The organism is Mesorhizobium sp. LMG 17147 (assembly GCF_024297145.1).
GTDB lineage: Bacteria > Pseudomonadota > Alphaproteobacteria > Rhizobiales > Rhizobiaceae > Mesorhizobium.
Genome location: NZ_JANCTC010000001.1, coordinates 56,018 through 81,921, shown reverse-complemented (window position 1 = coordinate 81,921; position 25,904 = coordinate 56,018). Strand labels below are relative to the sequence as shown.

Genomic DNA, 25,904 nt, shown 5'->3' with positions numbered 1-25,904 from the left:
CGATCCCGTCGGTCAGTCCTTCTTTTCCTGATACAGGCGCTCGGTCGCACGCTCGCTTTCCCTGCGCTCCGCCGGGCCGCGACGGCGCTGCGTGAGCAGGGCGTAGGCGATCAGGACTGCCAGCAGCAGTGGACCGCCTGCAACAACGAGCAACCACAAACTATTCCCAGACATCGACCGTCTCCTTTCCCTCACAACCGGAAAGGACCCGAACCGTTCCTCCGTCTTGTTGGATGTCGCCCGCAGGACGTGGTGCGATTCAGGATTTTGTGCCGCGAGCAGGACGTTCCACGCCTTGTCTGCACCCAGGATGCCCTTATCTAGACTCTTATCGTTCGGTCACATGCACTCTCTGCGAAGTGAAGGGAACCACAAGGGCTTTCCAACATTTGGTTGTTCAAGAGACAAACATGCAGCCACATCGGCTCCGGGGCTAGGAATACCATGCGTGAGAATCAATCCGACGTCTTCGATCTGTTTTCCGAGGTTTACAAGAATGCGGCGCAGGAGGAGATAAGCCTCCAGCAATATCTGCTTGCCTGCCGCGAGGACAAGTCGATGTACGCCTCGGCACCCGAACGGATGGTCGAGGCGATCGGCGAGCCGACCTTTGTCGATACCAGCAAGGACGAGCGGCTCGGCCGTATTTTTTCGAACCGGACGATCAAGATCTATCCGACCTTCGCCGACTTTTACGGCATGGAGGATACGATCGAGCGTATCGCCGGTTATTTCCGCTATGCCTCGCAAGGGCTCGAGGAACGCAAGCAGATCCTCTATCTCCTCGGCCCGGTCGGCGGCGGCAAGTCCTCGCTTGCGGAGCAGCTGAAAAGGCTGATGGAGCAGCGTCCGATCTATACGCTGAAGGTCGGCGGCCAGGTCAGCCCGGTCTTCGAATCGCCGCTCGGGCTGTTCGATCCCGACCGCATGGGCGACCTTTTGGAGGACAAATACGGCATCGCCCGGCGGCGGCTGACCGGCCTGATCTCGCCCTGGGCGGCCAAGCGTCTCGACGAATTGTCCGGCGACATTTCCAAATTCAGCGTCGTCAAGCTGATGCCGTCCAGGCTTCGCCAGATCGGCATCGCCAAGACCGAGCCGGGCGACGAGAACAACCAGGACGTTTCGGCCCTGGTCGGCAAGGTCGACATCAGGCAGCTGGAAAACTTCAGCCAGTCCGATCCGGACGCCTATTCCTATAGCGGCGGGCTGAACCGGACGACGCAAGGACTGCTCGAATTCGTCGAGATGTTCAAGGCGCCGATCAAGGTGCTGCATCCGCTGCTGACCGCCACCCAGGAAGGCAGCTACAACGGCACCGAGAATTTCGGCGCTTTCCCCTATCAGGGCATCATCGTTGCCCATTCCAACGAATCGGAATGGCTGCAGTTCAAGAACAACAAGAACAACGAGGCGTTCCTCGACCGCATCCTGGTGGTCAAGGTGCCGTATTGCCTGCGCGTCACCGAAGAGCGGCAGATCTACGAGAAGCTGTTGCGCGAAAGCGAACTGGCCAACAGCCCCTGCGCTCCGGAAGTGCTCGACATCCTCAGCCGGTTCACCGTCTCGACCCGCCTGGCCGAACACGACAATTCGCCGCTCTACACCAAGATGCGCGTCTATGACGGCGAGAACCTCAAGGAAACCGATCCCAAGGCGAAGTCGGTCCAGGAGTACCGAAACGCCGCCGGTGTCGATGAAGGCATGACCGGCGTCAGCACCCGCTTCGCCTTCAAAATCCTGTCGCAGACCTTCAACTACGACACCGAAGAGGTGGCCGCCGATCCGGTGCATCTGATGTACATCCTGGAAGAGGCGATCAAACGCGAGCAGTTCCCGAAGGAAACAGAGGCGGACTATCTCGATTTCATAAAGTCGGAGCTGGCCACCCGTTATGCCGAGTTCATCGGCCACGAGATCCAGAAGGCCTATCTGGAATCCTACAGCGAATACGGCCAGAACCTGTTCGACCGCTACATCGCCTATGCCGATGCCTGGATCGAGGATCAGGACTACAAGGATACCGATACCGGCCAGATCCTCAATCGCGAGGTCTTGGACAACGAACTGTCGCAGGTCGAAAAGCCGGCCGGCATCGCCAATCCCAAGGACTTCCGCAACGAAGTGGTGAAGTTCACGCTGCGCGCGCGGGCCAGAAACCATGGCCGCAACCCGTCATGGACAAGCTATGAAAAGCTGCGCGAAGTCATCGAGAAGCGGATGTTCGGGCAGGTCGAGGATCTGCTGCCGGTGATCAGCTTCGGCTCCAAGCAGGACAGCGTGACAGAGAAGCGGCATACCGAATTCGTGCAGCGGATGATCCAGCGCGGTTACACCGAACGCCAGGTTCGCCGGCTGGTGGACTGGTACATGCGGGTGAACAAGGCGGGTTGAAGCCAGCCCGGGGTAACATATGCCGATCTTCATCGATCGCCGACTGAACCCGAAGGACAAAAGCCTCGGCAATCGGCAGCGTTTCCTGCGGCGGGCGCGCGAAGAGTTGAAGCGCACCATCCGCGATCAGATCCGCACCGGCAAGATCGCCGATGTGGACGCCGAGCATGCCGTTTCGATGCCGGCGCGGGGCACCGGCGAGCCGAGCTTCAACGATGCCAGGAACAGCGGCAGCCGCCAGCACGTCCTGCCCGGCAACAAGCATTTCTCCCCAGGCGACCGGCTGCCCAAGCCCGGCCAGGGCGGCGGCATGGGGTCCGCACCGGGGAGAACCGAATCGGAGGACGATTTCCGTTTCGTGCTGTCGCGCGAAGAGGTGCTCGACCTCTTTTTCGAAGACCTCGAACTGCCTGACATGGTCAAGCTCAACCTCAAGGAAATCCTCGCCTTCAAGCCGCGCCGGGCCGGCTTCGCCGCCACCGGCTCGCCGACCAACATCAATGTCGGGCGCACGATGCGCAACAGCCATGGCCGCCGCATAGCGCTCAGGCGCCCCAAGCAGGAGGACCTCGACGCGATCGCGCAGGAGATCGCGTCGCTGGAGGCGAAACCGCAAAACGCCGAGATGCGCCAGCGCATCGTGGCGCTGCAGGAAGAGTTCGATCGACTGGAGCGTCGCCGCAAGCGGATCGCCTATGTCGACCCGGTCGATATCCGCTTCAACCGCTTCGACGCCCAGCCGGTGCCGAACGCCAACGCGGTGATGTTCTGCCTCATGGACGTGTCCGGTTCGATGGGCGAACGCGAGAAGGATCTGGCCAAGCGCTTCTTCGTGCTGCTGCACCTGTTCCTGAAGCGGCGCTACGACCGGACCGAGGTGGTCTTCATCCGCCACACCCACGAGGCGCAGGAGGTCGACGAGGAAACCTTCTTCTACAACACCCAGAGCGGCGGCACGGTCGTTTCCACCGCGCTCGAGGAGATGCACCGCATCGTCGAGCAACGCTATCCCAGCCGCGAATGGAACATCTATGTCGCCCAGGCCTCGGACGGCGACAATTTCGTCACCGATTCCGAGCGCTGCATCGCCCTGCTCGACGAACAGATCATGCGGCTGTGCCAGTATTTCGCCTATGTCGAGATCCTCGACGAGCGTGAGAGCCATATTTTCGGCGCTACCGACAACGGCACGTCGCTGTGGCGTGCCTACAGTGCGGTCAAGCTGAGATGGTCGAATTTCCAGATGAGCCGCATCGCCACCGCGGCCGACATCTACCCGGTTTTCCGCCAGCTCTTCGCCAGACAGCCGGGCTATCAAAAGAGCGGTGAAAGAGGGGGCTGATGGCGAGCAGATCCGGGCTGCTGTTTTCCGGTTCCGACTGGGATTTCAGGACGCTGTCGCGCGCCTACGAGACCATCGAGGCGATCGCCACCGAAGAGCTCCACCTCGACACCTATCCGGTACAGATGGAGATCATCTCGTCCGAACAGATGCTCGACGCCTATTCCTCGGTCGGCATGCCGCTGATGTACCGGCACTGGTCCTTCGGCAAGCACTACCTCTACCAGGAACTGCTCTATCGCAAAGGCGGGCGAGGGCTCGCCTATGAACTCGTCATCAATTCGAATCCCTGCATCGTCTATCTGATGGAGGAAAACACCATGGCCCTCCAGGCCCTGGTGACGGCGCACGCGGCACTCGGCCACAACCATTTCTTCAAGAACAATTATCTTTTCCGGCAGTGGACGGACGCCGGCGCCATCCTCAGCTATCTCGACTTTGCCAAGGGCTACATTGCCCGCTGCGAGGAGCGGCATGGCGTCGATGCGGTGGAAGAGATCCTCGATGCCGCACACGCGCTGATGGAACAGGGCGTGTTCAGATATCACCGGCCGCCGAAGCTGTCGTCGGAAAAGCAGCGCGAGGGCCTTCGCGAGCGCCTGGAATACGAGGAGCGCTCCTACAACGATCTGTGGCGCACGCTGCCGCCGTCCAAGGACGGCACCAAGGTCCGCGAGACGGACACCATGGCGGAGCGCAAGAAATCGCTCAAGCTGCCCGAGGAGAACCTGCTTTATTTCCTGGAGAAGAACAGCCTGATCCTGGAACCGTGGCAGCGTGAGGTTATCCGGATTGTCCGCGTTATCGCGCAGTATTTCTATCCACAGCGCCAAACGCAGGTGATGAACGAGGGTTGCGCCACCTTCGTGCATTACACGCTGATGAACCTTTTGTTCGACCGCGGGCTGATCGGCGAAGGTGCCATGCTGGAGATCCTGCGCAACCATTCGAACGTGATCTTCCAGCCGGGCTTCGACGATCCGCGCTTTTCCGGTATCAACCCTTACGCGCTGGGTCTCGACATGATGCAGGACATCCAGCGCATCTCGACCGCGCCGACGGCCGAGGACCGCGACTGGTTCCCCGATATCGCCGGCAACGGCGACTGGCGCCAGACCTTGCTGGACGCCTGGGCCAACCATCGCGACGAGTCCTTCATCCGCCAATATCTGAGCCCTACCCTGATACGGAAATGGCGGTTCTTTGTGCTTGCCGACGCTGCCAACGACCCCCATTACGAAGTCGCCTCGATACACAATGAGCGCGGCTACGAGAGTATCCGCAGCGCACTCGCCCACAGCTACGACATCGGCGCCAGCCGGCCGGACATCCAGGTGGTGGATGTGGACCTGCTCGGCGACCGGCATCTGCGCCTGCAGCACAAGGTCAAGGACGGCATCGTGCTGGAAGGCGGCAGCCGCGACGCCACGCTGCGCCACATCCGCAAGCTCTGGGGCTACGAGGTCAGCATGGTCGCGGTCGACGCGCAGACCGGCGCCAGGCTCCACGAACGCTCGACCAGCCAGATCGGGGAATGACCGAACAGCCTGCCGGCGAAGTCGGGCGCCTTTTCAGGATCACCAACCACCCTATCTACGCGCGCACCACGAGGGCATGGTCGGGAGCAGGAGACATGCGCGCATTGACGATCGCCACGCTTCTGTTGGTCGCCGTCTCGATGGCGCTCTCGCTCGCGCACGCTTTGGAATTGCCCGGCAAGTTGCGCCTCAAGGAGGCCACCTACAGATCAGTGCAGGCGATCTACTATCCCGGCTTCACGATCGGCGGGTTCGCCGAGATCGGCGGCATCATTGCACTCGCCGTCCTGCTTTACCTGACGCCCTATCCAAGCGCCCGATTCTGGTGGACCTTGGCGGCGCTTGTCTCCTTGCTGGTGGAGCACGCGACCTATTGGTTGGTCACCCACCCCGTCAATAATTTCTGGGTGCAAGACACTGCCCTGCCGAAATCCGCCGCGACGTTTTTTTCAATGTTCTCTCGAAAGCAGACCGGCGACTGGAGAGATTTGCGCAACGTCTGGGAGGCTTCGCATGTGGTCAGGGCAGGCCTGGCAATGCTGAGCCTCGTCTCAATTTCTGTCGCCGCGACATTTTTTTGCCGAATAGCCCCAGGGATTAAGGTCAAGGGACGGACCCGGCATCGTATTGTCTTAACGTCAAGCGATCCGGCCGTTCAGCGGTCGGCGCGATGCTTGTTGTGGGCGCTTTCCTGGTGCTCGCCGCGGATGATGTTGCGATCGTCGGGATCGGCAATCTCCTTCGGGTCCGATCTGAGCTCGGCACCGCGCCGGAACGCCTCGCGCTCTTGCCTGGTCTTTTTCAAATCCGCTTCCGCGTCGAAATCCTTGCCGGCGTTTTTCGTGTTCTCGCGCTCTTCGATGATGCGCAATTGCTGCTCATGAGTCTTCTTTCCGGCCATTGGTGACCTCCTTCCTTTCGATTTTCCGCTTCCCCAAGTTCCAGATTCGCTACAGCCCGAAAGGATAAGTCTCGGGAAGGCCTGTCCCCGCATGCTCCGGCCCAAGCGGCGTCACGGCATTGGTCTCATCGAACCAGACGAAACCATCGAACTGGCGGGCGAGCGAGGCGTCGGCATAGTGGCTGTGCAGCTCGGTCTCGGGCCGGTAGATGACGCCGATAAAGCGTTCCAGCCGGCGCTCCAGAAGCCGTTGGCGCAGCGTGTCGTCGCGCTCGAAATCGAGCAGGAAAGGCGAGACGCCGCTGTCGTGGCAAAGCCGCTCATAGCTGTCGTTGTGGGAAGGCCGAACCGGTTTCACTTCCATGTCGCCGTCCCAGTCGGTGGCAGCGGCCACCGTCCCGGAATGCGTACTGAGCCCAATCAAGGCAACCTCGTCGCCAAAACGCTGGCGGCAGAGCTGGCCGATGTTCAATTCGTCCCTGACGATCCCCATCTCGGTATAGCGGGCATCGCCAATATGGGAATTATGTGCCCACACCACCGCCTTGGCGTTCGGGCCGCGGGCCTGCAGCAGGTGCTCCAGCGTTTCGAACATGTGGGTGTCGCGCAGGTTCCAGGATTGCGCGCCGCCATAATACATGGTGCGGTAATAGCGCTCGGCGGAGGCGACCAGGCGGGCGTTCTGGGTGGCGTCGAGGAAATCGAACCCGTCCTGCTGCGCATAGTCGAGCTCTCTGGCAAGCAGTTCCCGGCATTGCTCGAGCACGGCCTTCTCGCATTTCTGGTAGCCGGAAGTGAGTGCGACACGGCCATAGGTGGCCGGGTCGTTCTGCCACGGCGTCAGGCAGCCGTAGCGTTCGCGTGCGATCCTCGCCGCCTGCGGATCGACCCGGTCGAGATATTGCAGGACCGCCGCGATCGACCCGCCCATATTGTAGATGTCGAGGCCATAGAACCCGGCCCGCCGGGAGGATATCCTGATCCGCTCATTATGCTCTCGCATCCAGTCGACGAACGCAGCGACGTCGGTGTTGCGCCACATCCAGGTGGGAAAGCGCTGGAACGGCGGATCGGCGCCCGGCCGTGGTGGCCGGTGGCGGACGTAACGGTCGATCGCCGCGGCATCGGGCCAGTCGGCCTCGACCGCGACGATGGTGAAGCCATGCTTCTCGATCAGCCTGCGAGTGATCGCCGCGCGCGCACGGTAGAACTCCGACGTGCCGTGGCTGGCTTCGCCGAGCAAGACGACGCGGCGGTCGGCAAACCGGTCGAACAGCGCACCGAAGGCCGGATCGTCGAAATCCGGAAGCGGTTCGGCGGCGGCCGCTATCATCTGCGGCAGGCTGCTCCTGCGCTGATGCCGGTGCGGAAGATCGGCCGCTATCTGGCTGTCGCTGCCTGGCTCGCCCCAGCCTTGCTCGCCGATCAGCGGAACAAACCGCACGCCGCCGAAATCCTCCTCGGTGTAAGTTGCTGCGCCGGTCCGGGTGACCTTGAGCAGGCGCTGCGCGTCGAATTCGTCGCCGACCGGGATGATAAGCCGGCCGGCGACGTCGAGCTGTTCCTGCAGCGCGAGCGGTGCGCCGGGTCCAGCGGCGGCAACCAGGATAGCATCGAAGGGTGCAGCCTCTGGCCAACCCTTGGTGCCGTCGCCAGTGCGGACTTCAATATTGTCGTAGCCAAGCTTTTTAAACCGCTGCCTTGCCGCTTCAGCCAACGCGGCGTGGCGCTCGATGGTGTAGACACGTTCGACGATCCGGCTCATTACGGCAGCCGCATAGCCCGAGCCGGTGCCGACCTCGAGAACATGGTCACCGGCTCCGACCTCGGCCATTTCGATCATCAACGCAACGATATAGGGCTGCGATATCGTCTGACCTTCGGCGATCGGCAGCGGCCCGTCTTCATAGGCAAATTCTTCAAAACCGGGCTCGACGAAAGCCTCGCGCGGGACCTCGCGCATCGCCTGAAGGACATTGCGGTCGCGAATGCCACGGCGGCTTAGGTGAATGTCGACCATTTGGTTGCGGGCATGGGAGAGATCGAGCATTTTTTGCTCCTCCTACGGGCCTCCGCCACAATCGCCCAAGCTGCTCAACGGCACTTTGGCCAGTCGATGTCCCGGGGGCCTCGGCAGTCCCCTTGGATTCATGCAATGCGGTGCATCTTCCTAACCGTTGGCAAGCCCCGAGGTTCCTCAAAGACCGACCCGCTTTTTGTCGGGCGAGGCGGATTGCAGGATCGGCGAGCGGGAGCTGGCCGCGCCCGCCCAAACTTATTTCGAGGCAAATCCTTTCTCCGAGGCGACGCCACTCCAGATAACGACGGACGAGGGTATTCCGGAGGCATTTCCATGAACGACGAGGCCCGCACCACTGCGCAAACAACCGGCCTTGACCAGATGGATCTGATGGACCGCTACTGGCGCGCCGCGAACTACATTTCGGTTGGCCAGATCTATCTGCTCGACAATCCGCTCTTGCGCGAGCCTTTGCGGCCCGAGCACATCAAGCCGCGGCTGCTCGGCCATTGGGGCACGACGCCCGGCCTCAATTTCATCTATGTGCATCTGAACCGGATCATCCGTGAACGTGGTCTCGAGGTTCTGTTCATCTGCGGGCCGGGTCACGGCGGCCCGGCAATGGTCGCGAACACCTGGCTCGAGGGCACCTACAGCGAAATTTATCCCGAGATCGGCAGGGATGAAGACGGCCTGCGAAAGCTGTTCCGGCAGTTCTCGTTCCCCGGTGGTGTGCCGAGCCACGCTGCCCCGGAGACACCCGGCTCGATCCACGAAGGCGGAGAGCTCGGCTATGCGCTGGTCCATGCCTTCGGCGCCGCCTTCGACAATCCGAACCTTGTGGTTGCCTGCGTCGTCGGCGACGGCGAAGCCGAGACCGGCCCGCTCGCCGCGGCCTGGCATTCCAACAAGTTCCTGAACCCTGCATCCGACGGTGCCGTCCTGCCGATCCTGCATCTCAACGGCTACAAGATCGCCAGCCCGACGATCCTCGGCCGCATGGAAGACGAGGCGTTGCGCAGCCTGTTCCTCGGCTATGGCTACGAAACCTTTTTCGTGGAAGGCCACGAGCCTGCCCCGATGCATCGGGAGATGGCCCGCACGCTCGATACCGTGCTCGACCGGATCCACTCCATCCAGGAGCCTGCACGAGCCGCGGGCTGGAAGGGAGAGCGGCCGCTGTGGCCGATGATCGTGCTGCGCAGCCCAAAGGGCTGGACCGGGCCGAAAGAGGTCGACGGCAGACGAGTCGAGGATTTCTGGCGCTCGCACCAGGTCCCGGTGTCGAACGCACGCGGCGATGCGGCGCACCGCCAGATCCTCGAAGACTGGATGCGCAGCTACGAACCGAAGACGCTGTTCGATGAAGGCGGGCATCTCCTGGCGGAGCTCGCGGCGCTGGCGCCCACAGGGCCAAGACGCATGGGCGCAATCCCCTACGCCAATGGCGGCCTGCTGAAGCAAGACCTCGTGCTTCCCGACTGGAAAGGCCTGGCACTCGACGTACCGCGTCCGGGCGGCACTGTTGGGGAGGCAACGCGGACCGTGGGGAGCTATCTTCGCGACGTGATCCGCTTGAACGCCGAGGCCGGGAATTTCCGCCTGATGGGGCCCGACGAGACGTCCTCCAACCGTCTCGACGACGTGTTCGAGGTTACGGACCGGGTCTGGATGGAGCGGATCGAGCCTTACGACGTTCATCTTTCCCGCGGCGGTCGCGTCATGGAAGTGCTCAGCGAACACCTTTGCCAGGGCTGGCTGGAGGGCTATCTACTGACCGGCCGCCACGGCCTGTTCTCGTGCTACGAGGCGTTCGTCCACATCGTCGATTCCATGGTCAACCAGCATGCCAAATGGCTGAAGACCTCCGGCGAACTTGCCTGGCGCAAGCCGATCGCCTCGCTAAACTACCTGCTGACCTCGCATGTTTGGCGGCAAGATCACAACGGCTTCAGCCACCAGGATCCGGGCTTTGCCGATTTCGTCGCCAACAAGAAGGCCGACACGGTAAGGCTCTATTTCCCGCCGGATGCAAACACGCTGCTGTGGATCACCGACCATTGCCTGAAAACCTACAACCGCATCAACGTCATCGTCGCCGGCAAGCAGCCGGCGCCGCAATGGCTGTCCGCCGAAGACGCGGAAGCGCACTGCAAGGCCGGCGCGGGCATCTGGGAATGGGCCGGGACGGTTGCCAAGGGCGAAGATCCGGATGTGGTCCTGGCTTGCGCCGGCGACGTGCCGACGCTGGAGACGCTTGCCGCAGCCGACATCCTGCGCTCGGGCATTCCGGACCTGAAGATCCGCGTCGTCAATGTCGTGGACCTGATGATTTTGCAGTCGAATTCCGAACATCCGCATGGCTTTACCGACGACAGATTCGACGCGCTGTTCACCAAGGCCAAGCCGGTCATCTTCGCCTATCACGGCTACCCCTATCTCATTCACCGTCTGACCTACCGGCGCGCCAACCACGACAACATGCATGTGCATGGCTTTCGCGAGGAAGGCACGACGACGACGCCGTTCGATATGGTCGTGCTCAACCAGCTCGACCGCTATCATCTGGCGCTCGCCGCGATCGCGCGTGTGCCGGGGCTGGCCGAGCGGGCGAAGGAGCTTGCCGCGGCGCTGCATGGGAAATTGGCTGAGCACAAAGCCTATGTCCGCGAACATGGCGAGGACATGCCCGAGATCCAGAAATGGTCCTGGCCGCAGGACGGCGCGACAAGGGCCGGCGATTGATGCGACGATCGATCCTTGCGTTGAATGCCGGCTCGTCGAGCATCAAGTTTAGACTTTACGACCTTGCAGCATCCGCCGAGCTGGATCTTGCCTCTCGCGGTTCGCTGGATCTGGGCGATGTGCCAAGGCTGACCGCGAAAGCCGCCGATGGGGAGCTGCAGTGCGATCGGCCGCTTGCCGCGGACGCATCACGCGACATGGGCCTCGGCCAGATGCTGCAATGGATCGAGAACGAACTTGGCGGAAGGAAACTGATCGCCGGCGGCCATCGCATCGTCCATGGCGGACGCGAGTTCGTCGAACCTGTCCGCCTGACACCGACAGTTATCGAGGCTCTCGACAGGCTGACGCCGCTTGCGCCACTGCACCAGCCGCGCAGCCTCGCGCCGATCCGGTCGCTTGCCGCGTTGCGGCCCGACTTGCCGCAGGTCGGATGTTTCGACACGGCCTTCCATCGGACCATCGAGCCTCTGGTCAGCCGTTTCGCGCTGCCGCGCCGCTATGAGGCAGACGGCATCCACCGCTACGGCTTTCACGGGCTTTCCTACGAATATGTCGCGGGCCGGCTCAAGCAGATATCGCCCGATCTGGCGGCGAAAAGAACCATCGTCGCCCATCTCGGCAACGGGGCGAGCCTGTGCGCCATGCGCGACGGGAGAAGCGTCGATACGACGATGGGCTTTTCGGCGCTTGACGGCCTGGTCATGGGCACGCGCTGCGGCGCCATCGATCCGGGCGTGCTTTTGTACCTGCTGCTGGAAAGAGGTGTTTCGGGAGAGGCGCTGCAAGACATGCTCTACGAGGAATCCGGCCTGCTCGGCGTGTCCGGCATTTCCGGCGACATGCGCACGCTGGAGGCCAGCGACGACCGCCGGGCGCGCGAAGCGGTGGAGCTTTTCGCCTTCCGCGCCGCCAGGGAAGTTGCCGCCCTCGCCAATACGCTGGGCGGGCTGGAATGCCTGGTGTTCACCGGCGGCATCGGCGAGCACTCTGCCGCGGCCCGCAAAGCGATTTGCGGCAGGCTTGGCTGGCTCGGCGTGGCGATCGACGAAGCCGACAACAACTCCCATGAAGCGCTCATAAGCCAGGCGGACAGCAAGGTCGAAGTCCGCGTCATCGCGACCGACGAAGAAGGTGTCATCGCCCGCCACACGCGCAAGGTGATCGACGGGCCTTGCTGATGGTCGAAAAATCTCTTGAATTGTTCGCTATCCAGCACGCCCGCCAGATGCGGGGTATCGAGCAATTGCTGGAGCTGCTCGGTTTTTTCGACTTCGGCGGGCATTCCAGGCTTTCGATGTTTCTGGTGAAGCCATGATCAATATCAGGTCGCTCACCAACTGCGAAGTCCGCTCATTGCCGCGCGGCTACGAATGGCGGAGAGCCGAGATCATGGTTGAGAAGCGTCGGAAGACTCAGCTCGAATGGCTCTGCTCGACCAGATGGTATTTATACCGGTCGCGAATATGTTCGTTGAAGAACCGGCCCTTCGACGAAGCCTTGCGGAACGCAGCGTGGACCTGCGGCGGAACGTCCTCGTAATCATAGCGGTTTCCGCTCGGGACGAACCACACCGAGAGTACCCTCGTCGCCGGCCGGTAGTCGATGTTTCTGATCGCAGTTGAAGGCATCTCGACAGATCCAATGCTCGGCAGTGCTCCAATCCACGCCATCGTGTGAGTAACCCTGCACGGAGAGCGAGGTTCCTTGCTGCCGAAGCAGTCTTGCCGCTACGGGCCGGCTTCACCAAGTACAGTTGATGCTACCACTCAAGACATCGGCTGCAGCCCGTCAGGGCGATCTCTTTGCCGCCTCCGACGACCTGCCGGAAGGATTCCGCTACCGGCCCGAACTGATCACGCCGGACGAGGAAGCAGCGTTGGCAAGCCAGCTCGCAGGCCTGCCTTTTCAGCCCTTCGACTTTCACGGCCATCTGGCAAACCGGCGGGTGGTCGGCTTCGGGCTGCGTTACGACTACGACCGGCGCGAAGTCGTCGAAGCACCGCCGATACCCGGCTTTCTGCTGCCGCTCAGGGACAAAGTTGCAGCCTTGGCCCGCCTGCCGGCCGAAACCTTCGTGCAGGTGCTGATCAACGAATACCGTCCGGGCGCCGGTATCGGCTGGCACCGCGACAAGCCTCATTTCGAGGTGATCGCCGGCGTTTCGCTGCTGGCCGCCTGCAGCTTCCGCCTGCGCCGGAAAAACGGCACGCGATGGGATCGCAAGACGGTCACCGTCGAGCCAAGATCAGCCTATTTGATGACGGGTGCTGCGCGCAACGAATGGGAGCACAGCATTCCGCCGGTCGCCGAGCACCGCTATTCGATCACATTGCGCACGTTGCGCGCTCAAAATTCGCTTGGGATAGCGCCGTAAGGCAAGCCAGGCGCCGCCCTGAAGTACTGAGCCGATCCGATTTCATGGGTCGCCATGCCGACCGGCCAAATCCGCCAGCATGGCGCGCTGGCCTTTCAGTATCTTGAGGTTGGCGTCAGGCAGGGAGAACCAGCCCGCTCTGTCGACTTCGGCAAATTCCTTCATCGAGCCGGACCTTGGCGGCCATTCCATGACGAAGGTGTTGCTGCTTATGGCGTCGCTGTCGAAATCCGCTTCGACGCACCATGCGACGACGAGCTTGCCGCCCGGCTGCCGGTAGCTGCCAAGGTGTTCGAAAACTCCATCGATGGCGACCCCGAGCTCCTCTTCGGCTTCGCGTTTTGCCGCCGCCAGTTCGTCCTCGTTCTCGTCGACCAGGCCCTTCGGGATCGACCATGCGCCGTCGTCCTTCTTCGCCCAGAATGGGCCGCCGGGATGCACCAGCAGCACCTGAAGTGAACCTCGGCTTTGGCGATAAATGAGCAACCCTGCGCTGCGTTTGGCCATTCCGCTATTCCCCTGACGAAAATGAACCGAATGTTCTCGTCCGGGCCGGCGTATGGACCAGCCTGCCACGGCGGAACGATTTCGGCTCGCAGCCGTTCCGTCCGTTCGGCAAATGAGTGATTGACATGGCGACGCCGCGAGCTGCCTGGAAGGGCTTTATGAAAGTCGGATCGGTTTCCTGTGGCGTCAAGATCATCGGCGCCGTCAGCGAGGCCGAGAAAGTGCATTTCAGGATCCTGAACCGCAAGGACGGTCTCCCGGTCAAGAGCGCTTATATCGACGAGGAGACCGGCGATACGGTGGAGGCTGCCGACCAGGTAAAGGGCTATGAAGTCGAGAAGGGCGAATTCATCCGCATAGAACCGGACGAAATCAAGAAACTAAAGATGGTATCGCAGCACACGCTCGAGATCGGCGAGTTTGTGCCCACCGCCGAAATCGACGCACGCTACCTCGAAAAGCCCTATTATCTGGTCCCGGCCGACGCGCCCTCCACTGAGGCCTTCGCGGTGATCCGGGACGCCATGGCCAGGAAGAAAGTGGCAGCCCGCTCCTGCGTCGTGCTGTACCAGCGAGGCCGAGAGGTGCTGATCCAGCCGCTGGGCAAGGGCATGGTGATGACGGAATTACGCAACCACAATGAAGTGGTCGCAACCGACGCGGTGTTCGAAGGACTGAAGGCTCGCAAGTCCGATCCCGAGATGCTGGAAATCGCGCAATTGCTGATCGACAAGAAGCCCGCCAAATTCGACCCGTCGAAGTTCGAAGACACTTATGAACAGGCGCTGGTTGCGATGATCGAAGCCAAACGCAAGGGCAAGAAACCGCCCAAGCCGGCACCTGCGCCGAGGACGAATGTCGTCAACCTCGCCGATATTCTGCGCAGAAGCCTGGCGCAGGAAGGCGGCAAGGCTCCTAACAAAGGTCGGGGAACGGCCGCGAAACGCAGATCGGCCTGAATGTCCGAAAGCGGATCGAACGGAACCGAAAACGCTCGCGCGCATTTAGATGACGTAGCAATCCGTCGGCAAGCCAAGCGGAGCGGGGGACTGGTGGACGTCGTTGAACTAAAGACTGGCGGAATCCCGCAAGTTTCCTCCGCCGATCTGATGCAGGCGTTGCCTGTGGCTGTCTACACCACCGACAGACAAGGCTACATCTCGTTCTTCAATGAAGCCGCTGCCGATCTCTGGGGATATCGTCCGGTTATCGGCCAGGACCGCTGGTGCGGATCATGGAAGCTTCGCCACCTCGACGGACGGCCGATGGCGCACGACGAATGTCCGATGGCCGTTGCCTTGCTGGAGGAGCGGGACGTTCCTGGGGGCCGGGCGATCGCCGAGCGGCCGGACGGCCAGTTCATCCCGTTCAGCGCGCATCCGGTCCTGCTTCGCGATGCGAACGGCGAGGTCGTCGGCGCCATCAACACCTTGCTCGACCTGCGCACTCAGGCGCTGGCTGACGACGCCAGCATAAGGCTCGCTGCCATCGTCGAATCTTCGATGGACGCGATCGTGTCGAAAGACCTGAACGGCATTATCACCAGCTGGAACGACGCGGCACAACGCCTGTTCGGCTACACGCCGGCGGAGGCGATCGGTCGCCCGGTGACGATGCTCATCCCGCCCGACCATCTGGATGAGGAAGCCATGATCATCAGCCGCATTCGCGCCGGCGAACGGATCCCTTCATACGAGACTATCCGGCAGCGCAAGGACGGCACCCTGGTACCGGTTTCGCTCACCATTTCGCCGATACGCGACGGCATCGGGCGTATCGTCGGGGCCTCCAAGATCGCGCGCGACATCAGCCCGCACAAGGACAGCGAACGGCGTATCCGCACACTCATGCGCGAAGTCAACCATCGCGTTAAAAACCAGTATTCGGTGATCGTCTCGATGATCCGCGAGACCAGCAAGCTGGCGGGTACGCCAGAGGCTTTCCTTTCCCAGGTCCGGGAACGCATCATGGCACTTTCGGAATCACACGATCTGCTGGTCGATGCCGAATGGCGTGGCGCGACCATCGGCGAACTAATCCATGCCCAGACCAAGGCCTTCGCGACACAGGCCAGGCTGTCGATGAGCGGGCCGATGATCATGCTGCAGCCGAATGCGGTGCAATATCTCGGCATTGCCTTTCACGAGCTGGCCACCAATTCGGTAAAGCACGGAGCGCTGTCGCGCCTCGACGGGCGGGTCGAGGTCGAATGGACCGTGACGCCAGCCGCCGATGGCAGCGACGGCTTCCGCCTTGTCTGGCGGGAACTGGACGGACCATTGGTCGATGAAAACACGCGACGCGGTTTCGGAACGGTCGTGCTCAAACGCGTCACCCCGCAGGCGCTCAGCGGCACCGGCCGCCTGGAATTTGAGAGGCACGGCATCACCTGGACGCTGGAAGCGCCGCTGCGCTTCGTTCAGATGTCGATGGCTGGCATTGCGGCTGATTGAAAGCCGCTATCTCGGCCGCGGCTTGGATGCCGTGTGGCAACGCAATCGCTATGGCAGCAATCAGGAGGAGCAGCGATGAGTTGGCTGGGCACCTGGCGGAACCAGTACGGGTCGGTCGTCGAACTGACCAGCGAAGAGGGCGGACGGATCAGCGGAACCTTCAGGACGGCGCTAGAGGACAGCGCCTTCTTCGGCACGACGGTGCCGCTGTTCGGAGCCTGCCATGGAGATGTCATCGGATTCACCTGCGCAGCTGAAGGGCGGGTCGGAGCCGCGGCGGTGAGCTATACCGGCATCCTCAGGAACGGGAAGCTGGAGATGCTATGGCACACCGTTGCGGATGCCGCTTTGTCGGCGGAAAAGGAAGGGGCGCCGGCCCGAGCCAGGAAACTCCCCGCCTGGCGTGCCTTTGGAACCAGCCTCGACAGTTTTGAACGCGTCTCCTGATTATCGCGCCCGCCACCGCGGCATTCAGCTCGCAAGCGAGGCAGCAGGGTCCGGCGGCGCGTAGGAACTCGCACTGACAATGGCGCGTTGGTGCGCCAGGAGATGCGCCGTTCGTTACGGGATCGACCCAATGAGCGTGCTTTATCGCGCAGCGAAAATCGCCGAACAGGCCCATGCCGGGCAGACGGACAAGACCGGGCGGCCTTATATCGAACATTGCCGCCGGGTCGTCGATGCTGTCGAAACGCTCGATCAGAAAGCCATCGCCTATCTTCACGACGTCATCGAAAAAGGCGACGGCTGGAATCGCGACCGGCTTGAGGCGGCCGGGTTCGGGCCGTCCATCGTATCGGCCGTCGACGCACTGACACGGCGGCCGAACGAGGACGATGCTGTGTTCGTTCGCAGGGCTGCGGCCAACCCGCTGGCGTTGCCGGTCAAGCGCGCCGATCTCGCCGACAATCTATGGCAGGCACGGCAGATCGGTGCCTCGACAGCGAAATACGAAGCCGGCTTGCGCATTCTCAGAGAAGAGTTCGCGAGCTGACGGAAAGCTGACGGCTGTCGCCGATGTGGGTCTATTCGGTGACGTGCGGCGTATGCCGCTTGTCCTCCGCGGGATCGGCCTCAATCCGCGCCCGGCCGGGATCGAACGCGCCGTGGCGGGCGATCGTCCGTGCCGGGGTGTCGGGCGTCTCGTAGGCCCACATGAAGTCTTCTGCCGACGAGCCGACCGCATGAACACGCCAATAACTTGCCGTGCCCTTCAGCGGGCTGTGGCTCGTTGTGTTCGTCTTCTCCAGAAGGTCGAAATAGATGTCCTCGAAGGGTATGTAGAAGACAGGATCGTGACCGTCTTCGTAGAGCAGCTTTGCCCGCGCGCTCGACGCAATAATGGCGTCGGAGAACCGAACGGTTACGGTTCCATCGAACGGGACAATCCTGACCGGACCTGAGCGGGGGGCGGAATTTGCGGCTAAGGGCTGCATTCGACTTCTCCGTTGACTGCGCTGCCCTCCCGAAACGTGTTGTTGCCCGTCAGGGTTCCAGACCGCGGGCGCGCCGACGCCGGCGGTGGAACGGTTTTACAAGGTCGTCGTTGTTTCAGACCTCCGCACGCGCCATAATCGCAATGGCCGCCACTCGCCGACTCAAAAGCAAATGGATCAGATGCTGGATCGATCGCCTACCCTTCCAAGGTCGCTTGGCGCTGCGCTGCGAAGGGAAGTGCCGCGGTTTACGGCGCCCGGCAACGAAATTTCGTGCACCACGGTTGCATCCTACAATGTGCATAAATGCGTCGGCACCGACGGCAGGTTCGATCCGGAGCGGGTCGCGGCCGTGGTCAAGGAACTCGACGCCGATATCATTGCCTTGCAGGAGGCCGACGAAAGAACCGGAAGCAGGCAGGGTTTGCTCGATCTCGCAGCGCTCGAGCGGGATAGCGACCTCGTCCCCACACATGTCCCGGAAAACCGCCGCAGCCATGGCTGGCACGGAAATCTGATCCTGGCGCGCCGCGGCGTGGTCGAAAGCGTGAACCAGATCCGGCTGCCCGGCCTTGAGCCGCGCGGTGCGGTCATCGCGGATCTGGAGCTGAAGGGCGTCTCGCTTAGGATCATAGCCGCACATTTCGGCCTGCTGCGGCGGTCGCGCTCGCAGCAGGCCAACGCGCTGGTCGAAGCCACGCACCCGGTTCTGCGGCCAACCATCCTGCTCGGCGACCTCAACGAATGGCGCGTCCGCAACAGGTCTTCGCTGCTGGCCTTGCTGCCGCATTTCGGTCCGATCGATGCGGTTCTGCCGAGCTTTCCGTCGCGCTTTCCACTGTTTGCGCTCGACCGCATCCTGGCCAGGCCGCCCCACCTGATTTCCAGCATCGAGGTGCACAAGACGCCGCTGGCGCAGCGCGCTTCCGATCATCTGCCGATCAAGGCCCGGCTGAACCTGGACGCGATACGGCAGCCGCGACTGCAACCAGAATGAACCTGAAGGGTTGTTAATCAGATTTCAGACCGTTTGCTTCGCTGACGTTTGCCGGTGCACTTGATGGATACAGCCATTTCGCGGTTTGCCCGGGACAAGATCGCGGCCGGCAATAGCGGGTTGCTGCTGATCGCCGACAATTATGACGCGTTTGCCGCGCGAATCCTTGCTGCGCGCAGTGCCACAAGCAGCCTCGACCTGATGTACTATCTCTGGCACGACGACCATAGCGGCCGGCTGCTGATGCAGGAGGTCGTCAAGGCGGCGGAGCGCGGTGTCCGCGTCCGCCTGCTGCTGGACGATATAAATCCGCGCAACAGCGACGCCGCTTACCTGGCGCTCAACAGCTACAAGAACATCGAGCTGAGGCTGTTCAACCCCAGCGGCATGAGGAACGGCAGCATCTTTCGCTCGCTGGAGATGGTCGCCCGGCTGTTTGCGATGACCCGCCGCATGCACAACAAGGCCTGGATCGCCGACGGGAGCCTGGCCATTGTCGGAGGAAGAAACATTGGCGATGCCTATTTCGACGCTGCGGAGACGAATTTTCGCGATCTCGACCTGTTGCTTCTAGGTCCTGCCGTAGGGCAGACGATGCAGATCTTCGAGGCGTTCTGGAGTTGCGAGGCGGCAAAGCCGATCGAACTGCTTAACCCGGCTGCAGCCGGCTCGCGCGCCGATTTCCTCGACAATCTCGATGCGACCGCGGACGGCCAGCTTTTGAACAGCCTCCGTGCCTGGCGCACGATCACGGAGTTCATTGTAGCGCACAGCGACGTCTGCTGGACGAAAGGCGTTCGCGTCATTTCCGATCCGCCGGAAAAGGTGCGCGGCAAGAGGCGCAGGAACTGGCTGACAAAGGAGTTGCTTCCCGCTATCGCCGCGACCAGGCAGCGCCTCGAAATCGTCTCGCCCTATTTCATCCCCAGCCGCACCGGGTTGGCCATCCTGTCGAAGCTGGTGGACCGTGGCGCGGAGGTTGCAATCCTGACCAACTCGCTCGCCGCGACGGACGTCGCAGCCGTGCACGGCGCCTATGCCAAATACCGCCGCAAGCTGCTTAAAAAAGGTATCCAGCTTTTCGAATTGCAGCCCTTCGACCGCCAGGCCAACATCTCCGTTTTCGGTTCAAAGGGAGCCAGCCTTCACACCAAGGCCTTCACGGTCGACGACACGCTGGGGTTTGTCGGTTCCTTCAATTTCGATCCGCGTTCGGTGTCGTTGAATGCGGAAATGGGCGTGCTTTTCCACGATACCAATCTGGTGAGGGAGTTGCGCCGGCTGTTCGAGCACGAAAAATCACCGCAGACGAGCTACCAGCTGGTCCTGGACAAAGGCGCCTTGCGGTGGCTCGGCTTGGCGGATGGCGAGATGCGGCAATATTCGCGTGAACCGGAGGCCAGTCTCTATCGGCGCATCATTGCAGCGCTGGTTGGCTGCCTGCCGATCGAATCGCAATTGTAGAAGCGACGGATTTGTCGGAACGCGACTCTTTGTCGGAACGGAAATGCGGGATCACGAGTTGTAATCCGGTCCGGAGCATGCCGATGAAGACCACGCTATACAGTTTTCTTGCCGAGCTCTTGCCGTTCTGGATGGCGCACAAACGCAAAATGCGCGCCGACCGTGTCGCTGAGCGGCCGACACGATCTGCCGCAGGTGACGATGTTCGGCCGTCAGGCGACCCGAACCGCGCAACACCGGCGCGACGGCGCAATGCGTCTTAGGGCGGGATGCTGCAAATTACGCCCCCGCCCCAAATGTCTGGTTAGCGGCATTCTGCGACGCCAAATGATTTCCCTTGACTGCAAAGCTCTAGCTCTTTGGCGATCACGCTATCGTTAAAGTATCGCTGTTTGAAATTCGGCGTTGCCAAGCATCCATTTTGCAGCACGTACGTTAATGACACTACAGTTTGCCGCTACAGGTGAGCACCATGAGTGCTAATGCGATAGAATTCTTGCAGGACTGGATTCACGAAAACGTTCATGTGCCGCCGCCTCCGATCAGGCTTGAAAAGGAGGCGGAAATCCTCGCCAGGGAATGCAAGCAAGAGGCGGCCAACGCCGGGGTACCCATCGAAGACATCGAGGAAGAGGTTGGCGACCTCAAGGATCTGCTCGTCGCCAAGCTCGAAGACGCAGCCGAGGACGAGGCCAGGCAACTCAATGGCAGGGGCAGCGACATGAATAGGACGGCTGGAGCCAGCCGTCGGGCGACACTGCAGAACAATCTGTGATTCAGGGCGGGCCGAACAAATGCGCCGCTGAGGACGCCGCAATCTCCTGGGCATTTTCAGCGGGTTCGTACTGCAGCGGGTTGCCGTGGCTCAGACTTCGCACGATCCGCTCCGGACTGAAGGAATGACGCCATGGCATAAACCTTTTCGCCGGACATGCGTTGTTGGGTTTCAAGTCAGGGAGATGACCATGCAGATGAAATCGGAAATCGCCGGCGAGGCCGCCAAGCAGCGGCATATCCAGCGCCGTATCGACGAGAAGGACAAGTCCAAATCCAATGGCAAGCAAAAAGGCGCTATGCAGGCCGGCGCCCGCAAATATCCCGAACCGCCCTTCCCCGAGCAGCACCAGCCGAAGCCGGGGCATGAATGGGCGATCGAGCCGGCGCCGCTTTATGATGCGCCATTTTATATCGGATCGAAAAAGCTCGACGGCAAAGTGGCCGTCATTACCGGCGGCGATTCAGGCATCGGCCGTGCGGTGGCCGTGCTCTATGCGCGTGAAGGCGCCGATGTGGCGATCGTCTATCTCTCGGAGGACAAGGACGCCGAAGAGACCAAAAGGGCCGTCGAAGCCGAAGGCCGGCGCTGCATCCTGATCAAGGCCGATGTCAGCGAACGCGACCACTGCCACAACGCGGTGGCTGAGATCGTGCAGGAGTTTGGGCGCATCGACGTGCTGGTCAACAACGCCGCTTTCCAGATCCACTCCAGCGATTTCAGCGAACTGACCGAGGAGCATTTCGACACGACGCTGAAGACCAACCTCTACGGCTATTTCCACATGGCGCAGGAGGCCGTGCCACACATGAAACCCGGTTCGGCGATCATCAACACCGGTTCAGTGACCGGCATCGAGGGCTCGAAGCAACTGGTCGACTACTCCATGACCAAGGGCGGAATTCATGCCTTCACCCGCGCGCTCTCAGGCAACCTTGTCGACAAGGGCATAAGGGTCAACGCCGTGGCGCCAGGCCCGGTTTGGACGCCGCTCAACCCCTCGGACAAGGAAGCCGGCGATGTTTCGAAATTTGGCGCCGATACGCCGATGAAACGCCCGGCCCAGCCGGAGGAGATCGCGCCGGCCTACGTGTTCCTCGCCTCGCCACATTGCTCGAGCTATATCACCGGCGAGATATTGCCGATCGTGGGCGGCTACTGACGGCATGTATTTCATTGCCCTGGCCACTGACTATGACGGCACGCTGGCGCATGAAGGCGTCGTTGCCGAGAAGACGCTTGCGGCGCTTGAACGCTTCAAGAAGAGCGGCCGCAAACTCATTCTCGTCACCGGGCGCGAGCTGCCCGACCTCAAACGCGTCTTTCCCGAAGTCGCGATCTTCGACAAGGTCGTCGCCGAAAACGGCGCGTTGATCTACACGCCGGCCAGCGAGGAGGAGCGGACGATATCTCCGCCGCCCGCCCCCGAGCTCATCGCCAAACTCAGGAAACGCGGTGTCAAACCGCTTTCGGTCGGACGCTCGATCGTCGCAACCTGGGAACCGCATCAGGCTACCGCGCTCGAGGTGATCAAGAAATTGGGGATGGAGCTGGAAATCATCTTCAACAAGGGCGCGGTGATGATCCTGCCCAGCGGCATCAACAAGGCGACCGGCCTGACAGCCGCGCTTCAGGACCTCAGATTGTCGCCGCACAACGTCGTCGGTGTCGGCGATGCCGAAAACGACCACGCCTTCCTGCGCGCCTGCGGCTTCAGCGTCGCCGTCGACAACGCACTGCCGGCGGTCAAGGAAACGGCGGATCTCGTGACACGCGGCGCGCGCGGAAAAGGCGTCGAGGAACTGATCGCCAAGGTGGTGGAGCGCGATCGCGAGCTTGTGCCGAGCCGCGACGGCATTGTGCTTGGCTCGGAGGACGGCAAGGAGGTGTATTTGTCGCCAACCGATACGGTGCTGATCGCCGGCAGCTCCGGCATCGGCAAATCGACCCTGGCGACCGCACTGACGGAGCGCTTCGTCGAGAGAAAGTTCCAGTTCTGCATCTTCGATCCGGAAGGCGACTACGATGGCCTCGAAGGCGCGGTCCGGCTGGGCGACGGCTCGAACGCGCCGACGAAAACGCAATTGCTCGATCTCCTGGAGAAGCCCGACAACAATCTTGTCGTCAATGGCCTGGCGCTGCGCGTCAATGAGCGGCCAGACTTCTTTGCCGACCTGCTGCCGGGCCTCGGCAGTCTTCGTTTCCGTACGGCACGACCGCACTGGCTGATCATCGACGAGGCGCATCACCTCCTGCCGAAGCGGCGCGACGATACCCCAATGGTGCTGGCGATGGAATTGCCCGGCACGATCCTGATCACGGTTCATCCGGACGCGATCTCAACCGATGCATTGCGGCTGGTCACCGCCGTCATCGCACTCGGCCCCAAGGCAAAAAAGGTCATCAAGACGTTCTGCCGCGAGACCGGCACCGAACCGCCAAAGGACAAGGATCTGAGCTCTCCAAAAGACCAGCGCGTGCTGTTCTGGCGGCCGCAGGCGCACAAGAAACCTGCCATTGTCGAGCCGATCGAGCCGCGGCAGTCGCTCAAGCGCCACAGCCGCAAATATGCCGAGGGCCAGCTCGACGAGAAGGGCAGCTTCTATTTCCGCGGCCCCGACAATGCAATGAACCTCCGCGCCCATAATCTGATGATTTTCGCCCAGATCGCCGAGGGCATCGACGACAGGACCTGGGAACATCATCTGCGCGCCGGCGATTATTCCGAATGGTTTCGCCACCAGATCAGGGACAAGGAACTGGCGCGCGAGACCGCGGAGGCGGAGAAAGACGGCACACTTTCGGCGCAGGAGAGCCGCAACCACATCCTGGACGCAGTGCGCCGCCGCTATACCGCGCCCGCCACCGCGCCAAAGGAATAGATGCAAACGGCGCCCAGCCGTGGAACCTCATCCGCCAAAACGAAATTGTGTTCTATCGGGCGCCAGATCCAATCGATGCCGAATAATTGCCCCGGAAAGAGACGATGGATGAGCAGCGACCCGGACAAGAATGGTCCTGTCTTTTCGGCGGAGCAGGCGCGGCAGGGCGAGATCATCCTGCGGACGCGGGCGCGCCGGATCATTTTCATCGCCGGCCTGGTGGGTCTCGTCTTTCTGGCATTGCTGGTGTGGTGGGTTTGAATTCCTGACGGCTGGAGCGAAATCATGAAATCACAACTTGTTGCCGAAAGCGCCGGGCAGAGAACGTTTGTGGTTGTGCTTGATCCCGGCGAAGAGGCGTTTGCGCAACTGACGTCGTTTGCGGTCGAGCGTGGCGTCGGCGGCGCGTCGCTGACTGCGCTCGGCGCTTTCGAAAGGGCAACCGTCGGCTGGTTCGACCCTGGAGAAAGGACCTACCGGAAAATCCCCATCCAGGAACAGTGCGAGGTGCTGAGCGCGATCGGCGATGTTGCCATCGGCGACGACGGCAGGCCCAGCCTGCACGTCCACGCAGTCCTTGGATTGAGTGACGGCACCACGAGGGGTGGTCATCTGCTGGACGGAATCGTGCGGCCGACGCTCGAGGTCACATTGGTGGAGACGCCTGGCCATCTGCGCCGCAGGCATCATCCCGAACTCGGCGTCGCCCTGATCGACCTGGAGCCTTGATCCGAGCCGATCACTTCGTTGATTTGACTGCGGCCGTTTCGGGTACACCCTCCCAACCGAAGACGCTGCGGCCGCCGAGCAGATGCGATTGCTCGAACTCCCCGGCGACGATTTCCTTCAGGCTTGGGCCGGTGACATAGCGCTCGACCTGCCGCGACTGGTCGTCCAGCCGCCGCAAGGCGCCGATCTCTTCGTCACGGCCGAGCCTGGCCTTGTGGACAGCCGACTTCAGCACGCCGATCGTCTCGTCATAGACTTTCAGCGGCACAGGGAACGGGTGCCTGTCCTTGCCGCCATGCGCCAGCGAGAAGCGTCCTGGATCGGAAAAACGGCACGGCGCGCCATGCACGACTTCGGCGACCAACGCCAGCGCCCGCACCGTGCGCGCGCCGACATTGGGCACCAGGAGAAGCTCGGCGAAATCCGTCGGGCCGCGCTCGGCCGCCGCGGCGATGTTGCCGTGCAGGCGGCGCATGACGACATCGCTTTCGCGCACATCGTGGTGCGCCGGCATGACCAGATGCGGCAACAGCTTTTGCGCCGGCTCCGGCGCTGGCGCCGAACCCCGCTCCAAAGCGGCAAGTTCCCTCACGATGCGATCCGGTCCAAGGCCGTGCAGAAGGTCCAGTTGTCCCTGGCGCGACGCTTCGGCGCGGCGGTCGGTCAGGTTGACGATCTCGCCCTGATTGGCGCCCTCGATGGCAGCATGCGGCTGGTCGACAAAGCTCTTCAGGCCCTCGGACAGCCAGTGATAGCGGCGCGCCACCTTGCTGTCGCCGTTCATGCCTTGCTGCACCACCACCCACTTGCCGTCGTCGGTGACGATAAAGCCGTGCAGATAGAGATCGAAACCGTCCTGGACCGCGGCGCTGTCCACCTTGGCGACAAGCCGGCTGGCAGTCGCGAGGCCTTGCCCGTCGAGGCCGACACGCTCGCCGATCAGGGCGAGCTCATGCGGGGTCTTGCGCGAATGCGCGCCGCGGCCGCCGCAAACGTGGATGCCGAGTTCGCCGGAAAGCGGCGACAGCCCGCGCTTCAACGCTCCGACGACGCTGGTGGTGATGCCGGAGGAATGCCAGTCCATCCCCATCACGGCGCCAAAAGACTGGAACCAGAACGGATGTGCCAGCCGGCGCAGCAATTCATCGCGGCCGTAATGGTGGATGATCGCCTCGCACATGACCGCGCCAAGCCGCGTCATGCGGTCGCCGAGCCATTTCGGTACGCGCCCGCCGTGAAGTGGGAGATCAGCACTTCCCGATCGCTGTGCCACGGTCTTTTGCTTGCTCCTTGAGTCCTGCCTCGACAGATAGGTATCGAAAGGGGTGTGGAGAAGCTATGGCC

General features: G+C 62.0%; 25 protein-coding genes. 18 read left to right on the top strand and 7 right to left on the bottom strand.

What is annotated here, in order from left to right:
* Positions 1 to 12: 12 nt before the first annotated feature.
* The gene (locus NMG46_RS00400) at positions 13 to 174 is read right to left on the bottom strand and encodes a hypothetical protein (protein WP_254815787.1); all 162 of its coding nucleotides are present in this window, start codon (positions 172 to 174) and stop codon (positions 13 to 15) included.
* Positions 175 to 444: 270 nt separating this feature from the next.
* Between NMG46_RS00400 and NMG46_RS00395 the strand changes: the two genes are divergently transcribed.
* Genes NMG46_RS00395 through NMG46_RS00385 form a run of 3 tightly spaced genes read left to right on the top strand, consistent with a single transcriptional unit; the run spans position 445 to position 5,274 of the window.
* A complete protein-coding gene (locus NMG46_RS00395) occupies positions 445 to 2,394 on the top strand; it encodes a PrkA family serine protein kinase (protein WP_254815786.1) in 1,950 nt (649 codons plus the stop codon).
* 19 nt (positions 2,395 to 2,413) lie between these two features.
* Positions 2,414 to 3,736 (top strand): YeaH/YhbH family protein, encoded by a 1,323-nt coding sequence (locus NMG46_RS00390; RefSeq protein WP_254815785.1) that lies wholly within the window; start codon positions 2,414 to 2,416, stop codon positions 3,734 to 3,736.
* Positions 3,736 to 5,274, top strand: a complete 1,539-nt coding sequence (locus NMG46_RS00385) for a SpoVR family protein (protein ID WP_254815784.1) — start codon at positions 3,736 to 3,738, stop codon at positions 5,272 to 5,274. The genes NMG46_RS00390 and NMG46_RS00385 overlap by 1 nt, the downstream gene beginning before the upstream one ends.
* Positions 5,275 to 5,929: 655 nt before the next feature.
* On the opposite strand, the gene NMG46_RS00380 is transcribed toward NMG46_RS00385, so the two are convergent.
* Both NMG46_RS00380 and NMG46_RS00375 read right to left on the bottom strand, forming a co-directional pair.
* Positions 5,930 to 6,175, bottom strand: coding sequence for a hypothetical protein (locus tag NMG46_RS00380; protein WP_254815783.1), 246 nt, complete (start codon positions 6,173 to 6,175; stop codon positions 5,930 to 5,932).
* A gap of 49 nt (positions 6,176 to 6,224) precedes the next feature.
* Positions 6,225 to 8,225 carry a protein-L-isoaspartate(D-aspartate) O-methyltransferase gene (locus tag NMG46_RS00375; protein WP_254815782.1) on the bottom strand — a complete coding sequence of 667 codons (2,001 nt, stop codon included), beginning with the start codon at positions 8,223 to 8,225 and terminating at the stop codon, positions 6,225 to 6,227.
* Between the two features lie 303 nt (positions 8,226 to 8,528).
* Between NMG46_RS00375 and NMG46_RS00370 the strand changes: the two genes are divergently transcribed.
* Genes NMG46_RS00370 through NMG46_RS00360 form a run of 3 tightly spaced genes read left to right on the top strand, consistent with a single transcriptional unit; the run spans position 8,529 to position 12,258 of the window.
* Positions 8,529 to 10,940 carry a phosphoketolase gene (locus tag NMG46_RS00370; RefSeq protein ID WP_254815781.1) on the top strand — a complete coding sequence of 804 codons (2,412 nt, stop codon included), beginning with the start codon at positions 8,529 to 8,531 and terminating at the stop codon, positions 10,938 to 10,940.
* Entirely contained in the window at positions 10,940 to 12,121 is a 1,182-nt protein-coding gene (locus NMG46_RS00365) for an acetate/propionate family kinase (protein WP_254815780.1), read from the top strand. The genes NMG46_RS00370 and NMG46_RS00365 overlap by 1 nt, the downstream gene beginning before the upstream one ends.
* On the top strand, positions 12,115 to 12,258 hold the full coding sequence (locus NMG46_RS00360) for a hypothetical protein (protein ID WP_254815779.1): 144 nt from the start codon (positions 12,115 to 12,117) through the stop codon (positions 12,256 to 12,258). Before NMG46_RS00365 ends, NMG46_RS00360 begins: the two co-directional genes overlap by 7 nt.
* A gap of 97 nt (positions 12,259 to 12,355) precedes the next feature.
* On the opposite strand, the gene NMG46_RS00355 is transcribed toward NMG46_RS00360, so the two are convergent.
* Positions 12,356 to 12,571, bottom strand: a complete 216-nt coding sequence (locus NMG46_RS00355; protein ID WP_254815778.1) for a KTSC domain-containing protein — start codon at positions 12,569 to 12,571, stop codon at positions 12,356 to 12,358.
* A gap of 128 nt (positions 12,572 to 12,699) precedes the next feature.
* Here NMG46_RS00355 and NMG46_RS00350 point away from each other — a divergent pair, with 128 nt between their 5' ends.
* A complete protein-coding gene (locus tag NMG46_RS00350; RefSeq protein WP_254815777.1) occupies positions 12,700 to 13,317 on the top strand; it encodes an alpha-ketoglutarate-dependent dioxygenase AlkB in 618 nt (205 codons plus the stop codon).
* 42 nt (positions 13,318 to 13,359) lie between these two features.
* On the opposite strand, the gene NMG46_RS00345 is transcribed toward NMG46_RS00350, so the two are convergent.
* A complete protein-coding gene (locus NMG46_RS00345; protein WP_254815776.1) occupies positions 13,360 to 13,824 on the bottom strand; it encodes an NUDIX domain-containing protein in 465 nt (154 codons plus the stop codon).
* A gap of 125 nt (positions 13,825 to 13,949) precedes the next feature.
* On the opposite strand from NMG46_RS00345, the gene NMG46_RS00340 reads away from it, so the two are divergent.
* The 4 genes from NMG46_RS00340 to NMG46_RS00325 all read left to right on the top strand — a co-directional run bounded on the left by NMG46_RS00340 (position 13,950) and on the right by NMG46_RS00325 (position 17,271).
* Complete coding sequence (locus NMG46_RS00340; RefSeq protein WP_254815775.1) at positions 13,950 to 14,783, top strand: Ku protein; 834 nt, start codon at positions 13,950 to 13,952, stop codon at positions 14,781 to 14,783.
* A 150-nt stretch (positions 14,784 to 14,933) separates the two neighbouring features.
* Positions 14,934 to 16,277 (top strand): PAS domain S-box protein, encoded by a 1,344-nt coding sequence (locus tag NMG46_RS00335; protein ID WP_302893596.1) that lies wholly within the window; start codon positions 14,934 to 14,936, stop codon positions 16,275 to 16,277.
* A 75-nt stretch (positions 16,278 to 16,352) separates the two neighbouring features.
* Positions 16,353 to 16,724 (top strand): avidin/streptavidin family protein, encoded by a 372-nt coding sequence (locus NMG46_RS00330; RefSeq protein ID WP_254815773.1) that lies wholly within the window; start codon positions 16,353 to 16,355, stop codon positions 16,722 to 16,724.
* Between the two features lie 130 nt (positions 16,725 to 16,854).
* Positions 16,855 to 17,271: an HD domain-containing protein gene (locus NMG46_RS00325; protein ID WP_254815772.1), complete on the top strand. Its 417-nt coding sequence runs from the start codon at positions 16,855 to 16,857 to the stop codon at positions 17,269 to 17,271.
* A gap of 31 nt (positions 17,272 to 17,302) precedes the next feature.
* Here the strand turns inward: NMG46_RS00325 and NMG46_RS00320 are convergent, their stop codons facing one another.
* On the bottom strand, positions 17,303 to 17,713 hold the full coding sequence (locus tag NMG46_RS00320; protein WP_254815771.1) for a DUF427 domain-containing protein: 411 nt from the start codon (positions 17,711 to 17,713) through the stop codon (positions 17,303 to 17,305).
* A gap of 238 nt (positions 17,714 to 17,951) precedes the next feature.
* Between NMG46_RS00320 and NMG46_RS00315 the strand changes: the two genes are divergently transcribed.
* From NMG46_RS00315 to NMG46_RS00285, 7 genes are all read left to right on the top strand, one after another.
* Complete coding sequence (locus tag NMG46_RS00315; RefSeq protein WP_254815770.1) at positions 17,952 to 18,710, top strand: endonuclease/exonuclease/phosphatase family protein; 759 nt, start codon at positions 17,952 to 17,954, stop codon at positions 18,708 to 18,710.
* Between the two features lie 63 nt (positions 18,711 to 18,773).
* On the top strand, positions 18,774 to 20,174 hold the full coding sequence (locus NMG46_RS00310; RefSeq protein WP_254815769.1) for a phospholipase D family protein: 1,401 nt from the start codon (positions 18,774 to 18,776) through the stop codon (positions 20,172 to 20,174).
* A gap of 472 nt (positions 20,175 to 20,646) precedes the next feature.
* A complete protein-coding gene (locus NMG46_RS00305) occupies positions 20,647 to 20,949 on the top strand; it encodes a hypothetical protein (protein WP_254815768.1) in 303 nt (100 codons plus the stop codon).
* Positions 20,950 to 21,139: 190 nt separating this feature from the next.
* Positions 21,140 to 22,111, top strand: coding sequence for an SDR family oxidoreductase (locus NMG46_RS00300; protein ID WP_254815767.1), 972 nt, complete (start codon positions 21,140 to 21,142; stop codon positions 22,109 to 22,111).
* A gap of 4 nt (positions 22,112 to 22,115) precedes the next feature.
* Positions 22,116 to 23,831: an HAD family hydrolase gene (locus NMG46_RS00295; protein WP_254815766.1), complete on the top strand. Its 1,716-nt coding sequence runs from the start codon at positions 22,116 to 22,118 to the stop codon at positions 23,829 to 23,831.
* 108 nt (positions 23,832 to 23,939) lie between these two features.
* Entirely contained in the window at positions 23,940 to 24,092 is a 153-nt protein-coding gene (locus NMG46_RS00290) for a peptide ABC transporter permease (RefSeq protein ID WP_254815765.1), read from the top strand.
* Positions 24,093 to 24,116: 24 nt separating this feature from the next.
* Positions 24,117 to 24,560, top strand: coding sequence for a PPC domain-containing DNA-binding protein (locus tag NMG46_RS00285; RefSeq protein ID WP_254815764.1), 444 nt, complete (start codon positions 24,117 to 24,119; stop codon positions 24,558 to 24,560).
* A 10-nt stretch (positions 24,561 to 24,570) separates the two neighbouring features.
* On the opposite strand, the gene NMG46_RS00280 is transcribed toward NMG46_RS00285, so the two are convergent.
* A complete protein-coding gene (locus tag NMG46_RS00280; RefSeq protein ID WP_254815763.1) occupies positions 24,571 to 25,833 on the bottom strand; it encodes a DUF763 domain-containing protein in 1,263 nt (420 codons plus the stop codon).
* Between the last annotated feature and the right edge of the window lie 71 nt (positions 25,834 to 25,904).

Excerpts from the sequence above, each read along its gene's own strand:
- NMG46_RS00325 (WP_254815772.1), top strand. The coding sequence starts at position 16,855 with ATGAGCGTGCTTTATCGCGCAGCGAAAATCGCCGAACAGGCCCATGCC.
- NMG46_RS00355 (WP_254815778.1), bottom strand. The coding sequence starts at position 12,571 with ATGCCTTCAACTGCGATCAGAAACATCGACTACCGGCCGGCGACGAGG.
- NMG46_RS00290 (WP_254815765.1), top strand. The coding sequence starts at position 23,940 with ATGAGCAGCGACCCGGACAAGAATGGTCCTGTCTTTTCGGCGGAGCAG.
- NMG46_RS00365 (WP_254815780.1), top strand. The coding sequence starts at position 10,940 with ATGCGACGATCGATCCTTGCGTTGAATGCCGGCTCGTCGAGCATCAAG.
- NMG46_RS00335 (WP_302893596.1), top strand. The coding sequence starts at position 14,934 with ATGCAGGCGTTGCCTGTGGCTGTCTACACCACCGACAGACAAGGCTAC.
- NMG46_RS00370 (WP_254815781.1), top strand. The coding sequence starts at position 8,529 with ATGAACGACGAGGCCCGCACCACTGCGCAAACAACCGGCCTTGACCAG.
- NMG46_RS00345 (WP_254815776.1), bottom strand. The coding sequence starts at position 13,824 with ATGGCCAAACGCAGCGCAGGGTTGCTCATTTATCGCCAAAGCCGAGGT.
- NMG46_RS00310 (WP_254815769.1), top strand. The coding sequence starts at position 18,774 with ATGGATACAGCCATTTCGCGGTTTGCCCGGGACAAGATCGCGGCCGGC.
- NMG46_RS00340 (WP_254815775.1), top strand. The coding sequence starts at position 13,950 with ATGGCGACGCCGCGAGCTGCCTGGAAGGGCTTTATGAAAGTCGGATCG.
- NMG46_RS00295 (WP_254815766.1), top strand. The coding sequence starts at position 22,116 with ATGTATTTCATTGCCCTGGCCACTGACTATGACGGCACGCTGGCGCAT.
- NMG46_RS00330 (WP_254815773.1), top strand. The coding sequence starts at position 16,353 with ATGAGTTGGCTGGGCACCTGGCGGAACCAGTACGGGTCGGTCGTCGAA.
- NMG46_RS00285 (WP_254815764.1), top strand. The coding sequence starts at position 24,117 with ATGAAATCACAACTTGTTGCCGAAAGCGCCGGGCAGAGAACGTTTGTG.
- NMG46_RS00390 (WP_254815785.1), top strand. The coding sequence starts at position 2,414 with ATGCCGATCTTCATCGATCGCCGACTGAACCCGAAGGACAAAAGCCTC.
- NMG46_RS00300 (WP_254815767.1), top strand. The coding sequence starts at position 21,140 with ATGCAGATGAAATCGGAAATCGCCGGCGAGGCCGCCAAGCAGCGGCAT.
- NMG46_RS00400 (WP_254815787.1), bottom strand. The coding sequence starts at position 174 with ATGTCTGGGAATAGTTTGTGGTTGCTCGTTGTTGCAGGCGGTCCACTG.
- NMG46_RS00380 (WP_254815783.1), bottom strand. The coding sequence starts at position 6,175 with ATGGCCGGAAAGAAGACTCATGAGCAGCAATTGCGCATCATCGAAGAG.
- NMG46_RS00305 (WP_254815768.1), top strand. The coding sequence starts at position 20,647 with ATGAGTGCTAATGCGATAGAATTCTTGCAGGACTGGATTCACGAAAAC.
- NMG46_RS00375 (WP_254815782.1), bottom strand. The coding sequence starts at position 8,225 with ATGCTCGATCTCTCCCATGCCCGCAACCAAATGGTCGACATTCACCTA.
- NMG46_RS00350 (WP_254815777.1), top strand. The coding sequence starts at position 12,700 with ATGCTACCACTCAAGACATCGGCTGCAGCCCGTCAGGGCGATCTCTTT.
- NMG46_RS00395 (WP_254815786.1), top strand. The coding sequence starts at position 445 with ATGCGTGAGAATCAATCCGACGTCTTCGATCTGTTTTCCGAGGTTTAC.
- NMG46_RS00385 (WP_254815784.1), top strand. The coding sequence starts at position 3,736 with ATGGCGAGCAGATCCGGGCTGCTGTTTTCCGGTTCCGACTGGGATTTC.
- NMG46_RS00320 (WP_254815771.1), bottom strand. The coding sequence starts at position 17,713 with ATGCAGCCCTTAGCCGCAAATTCCGCCCCCCGCTCAGGTCCGGTCAGG.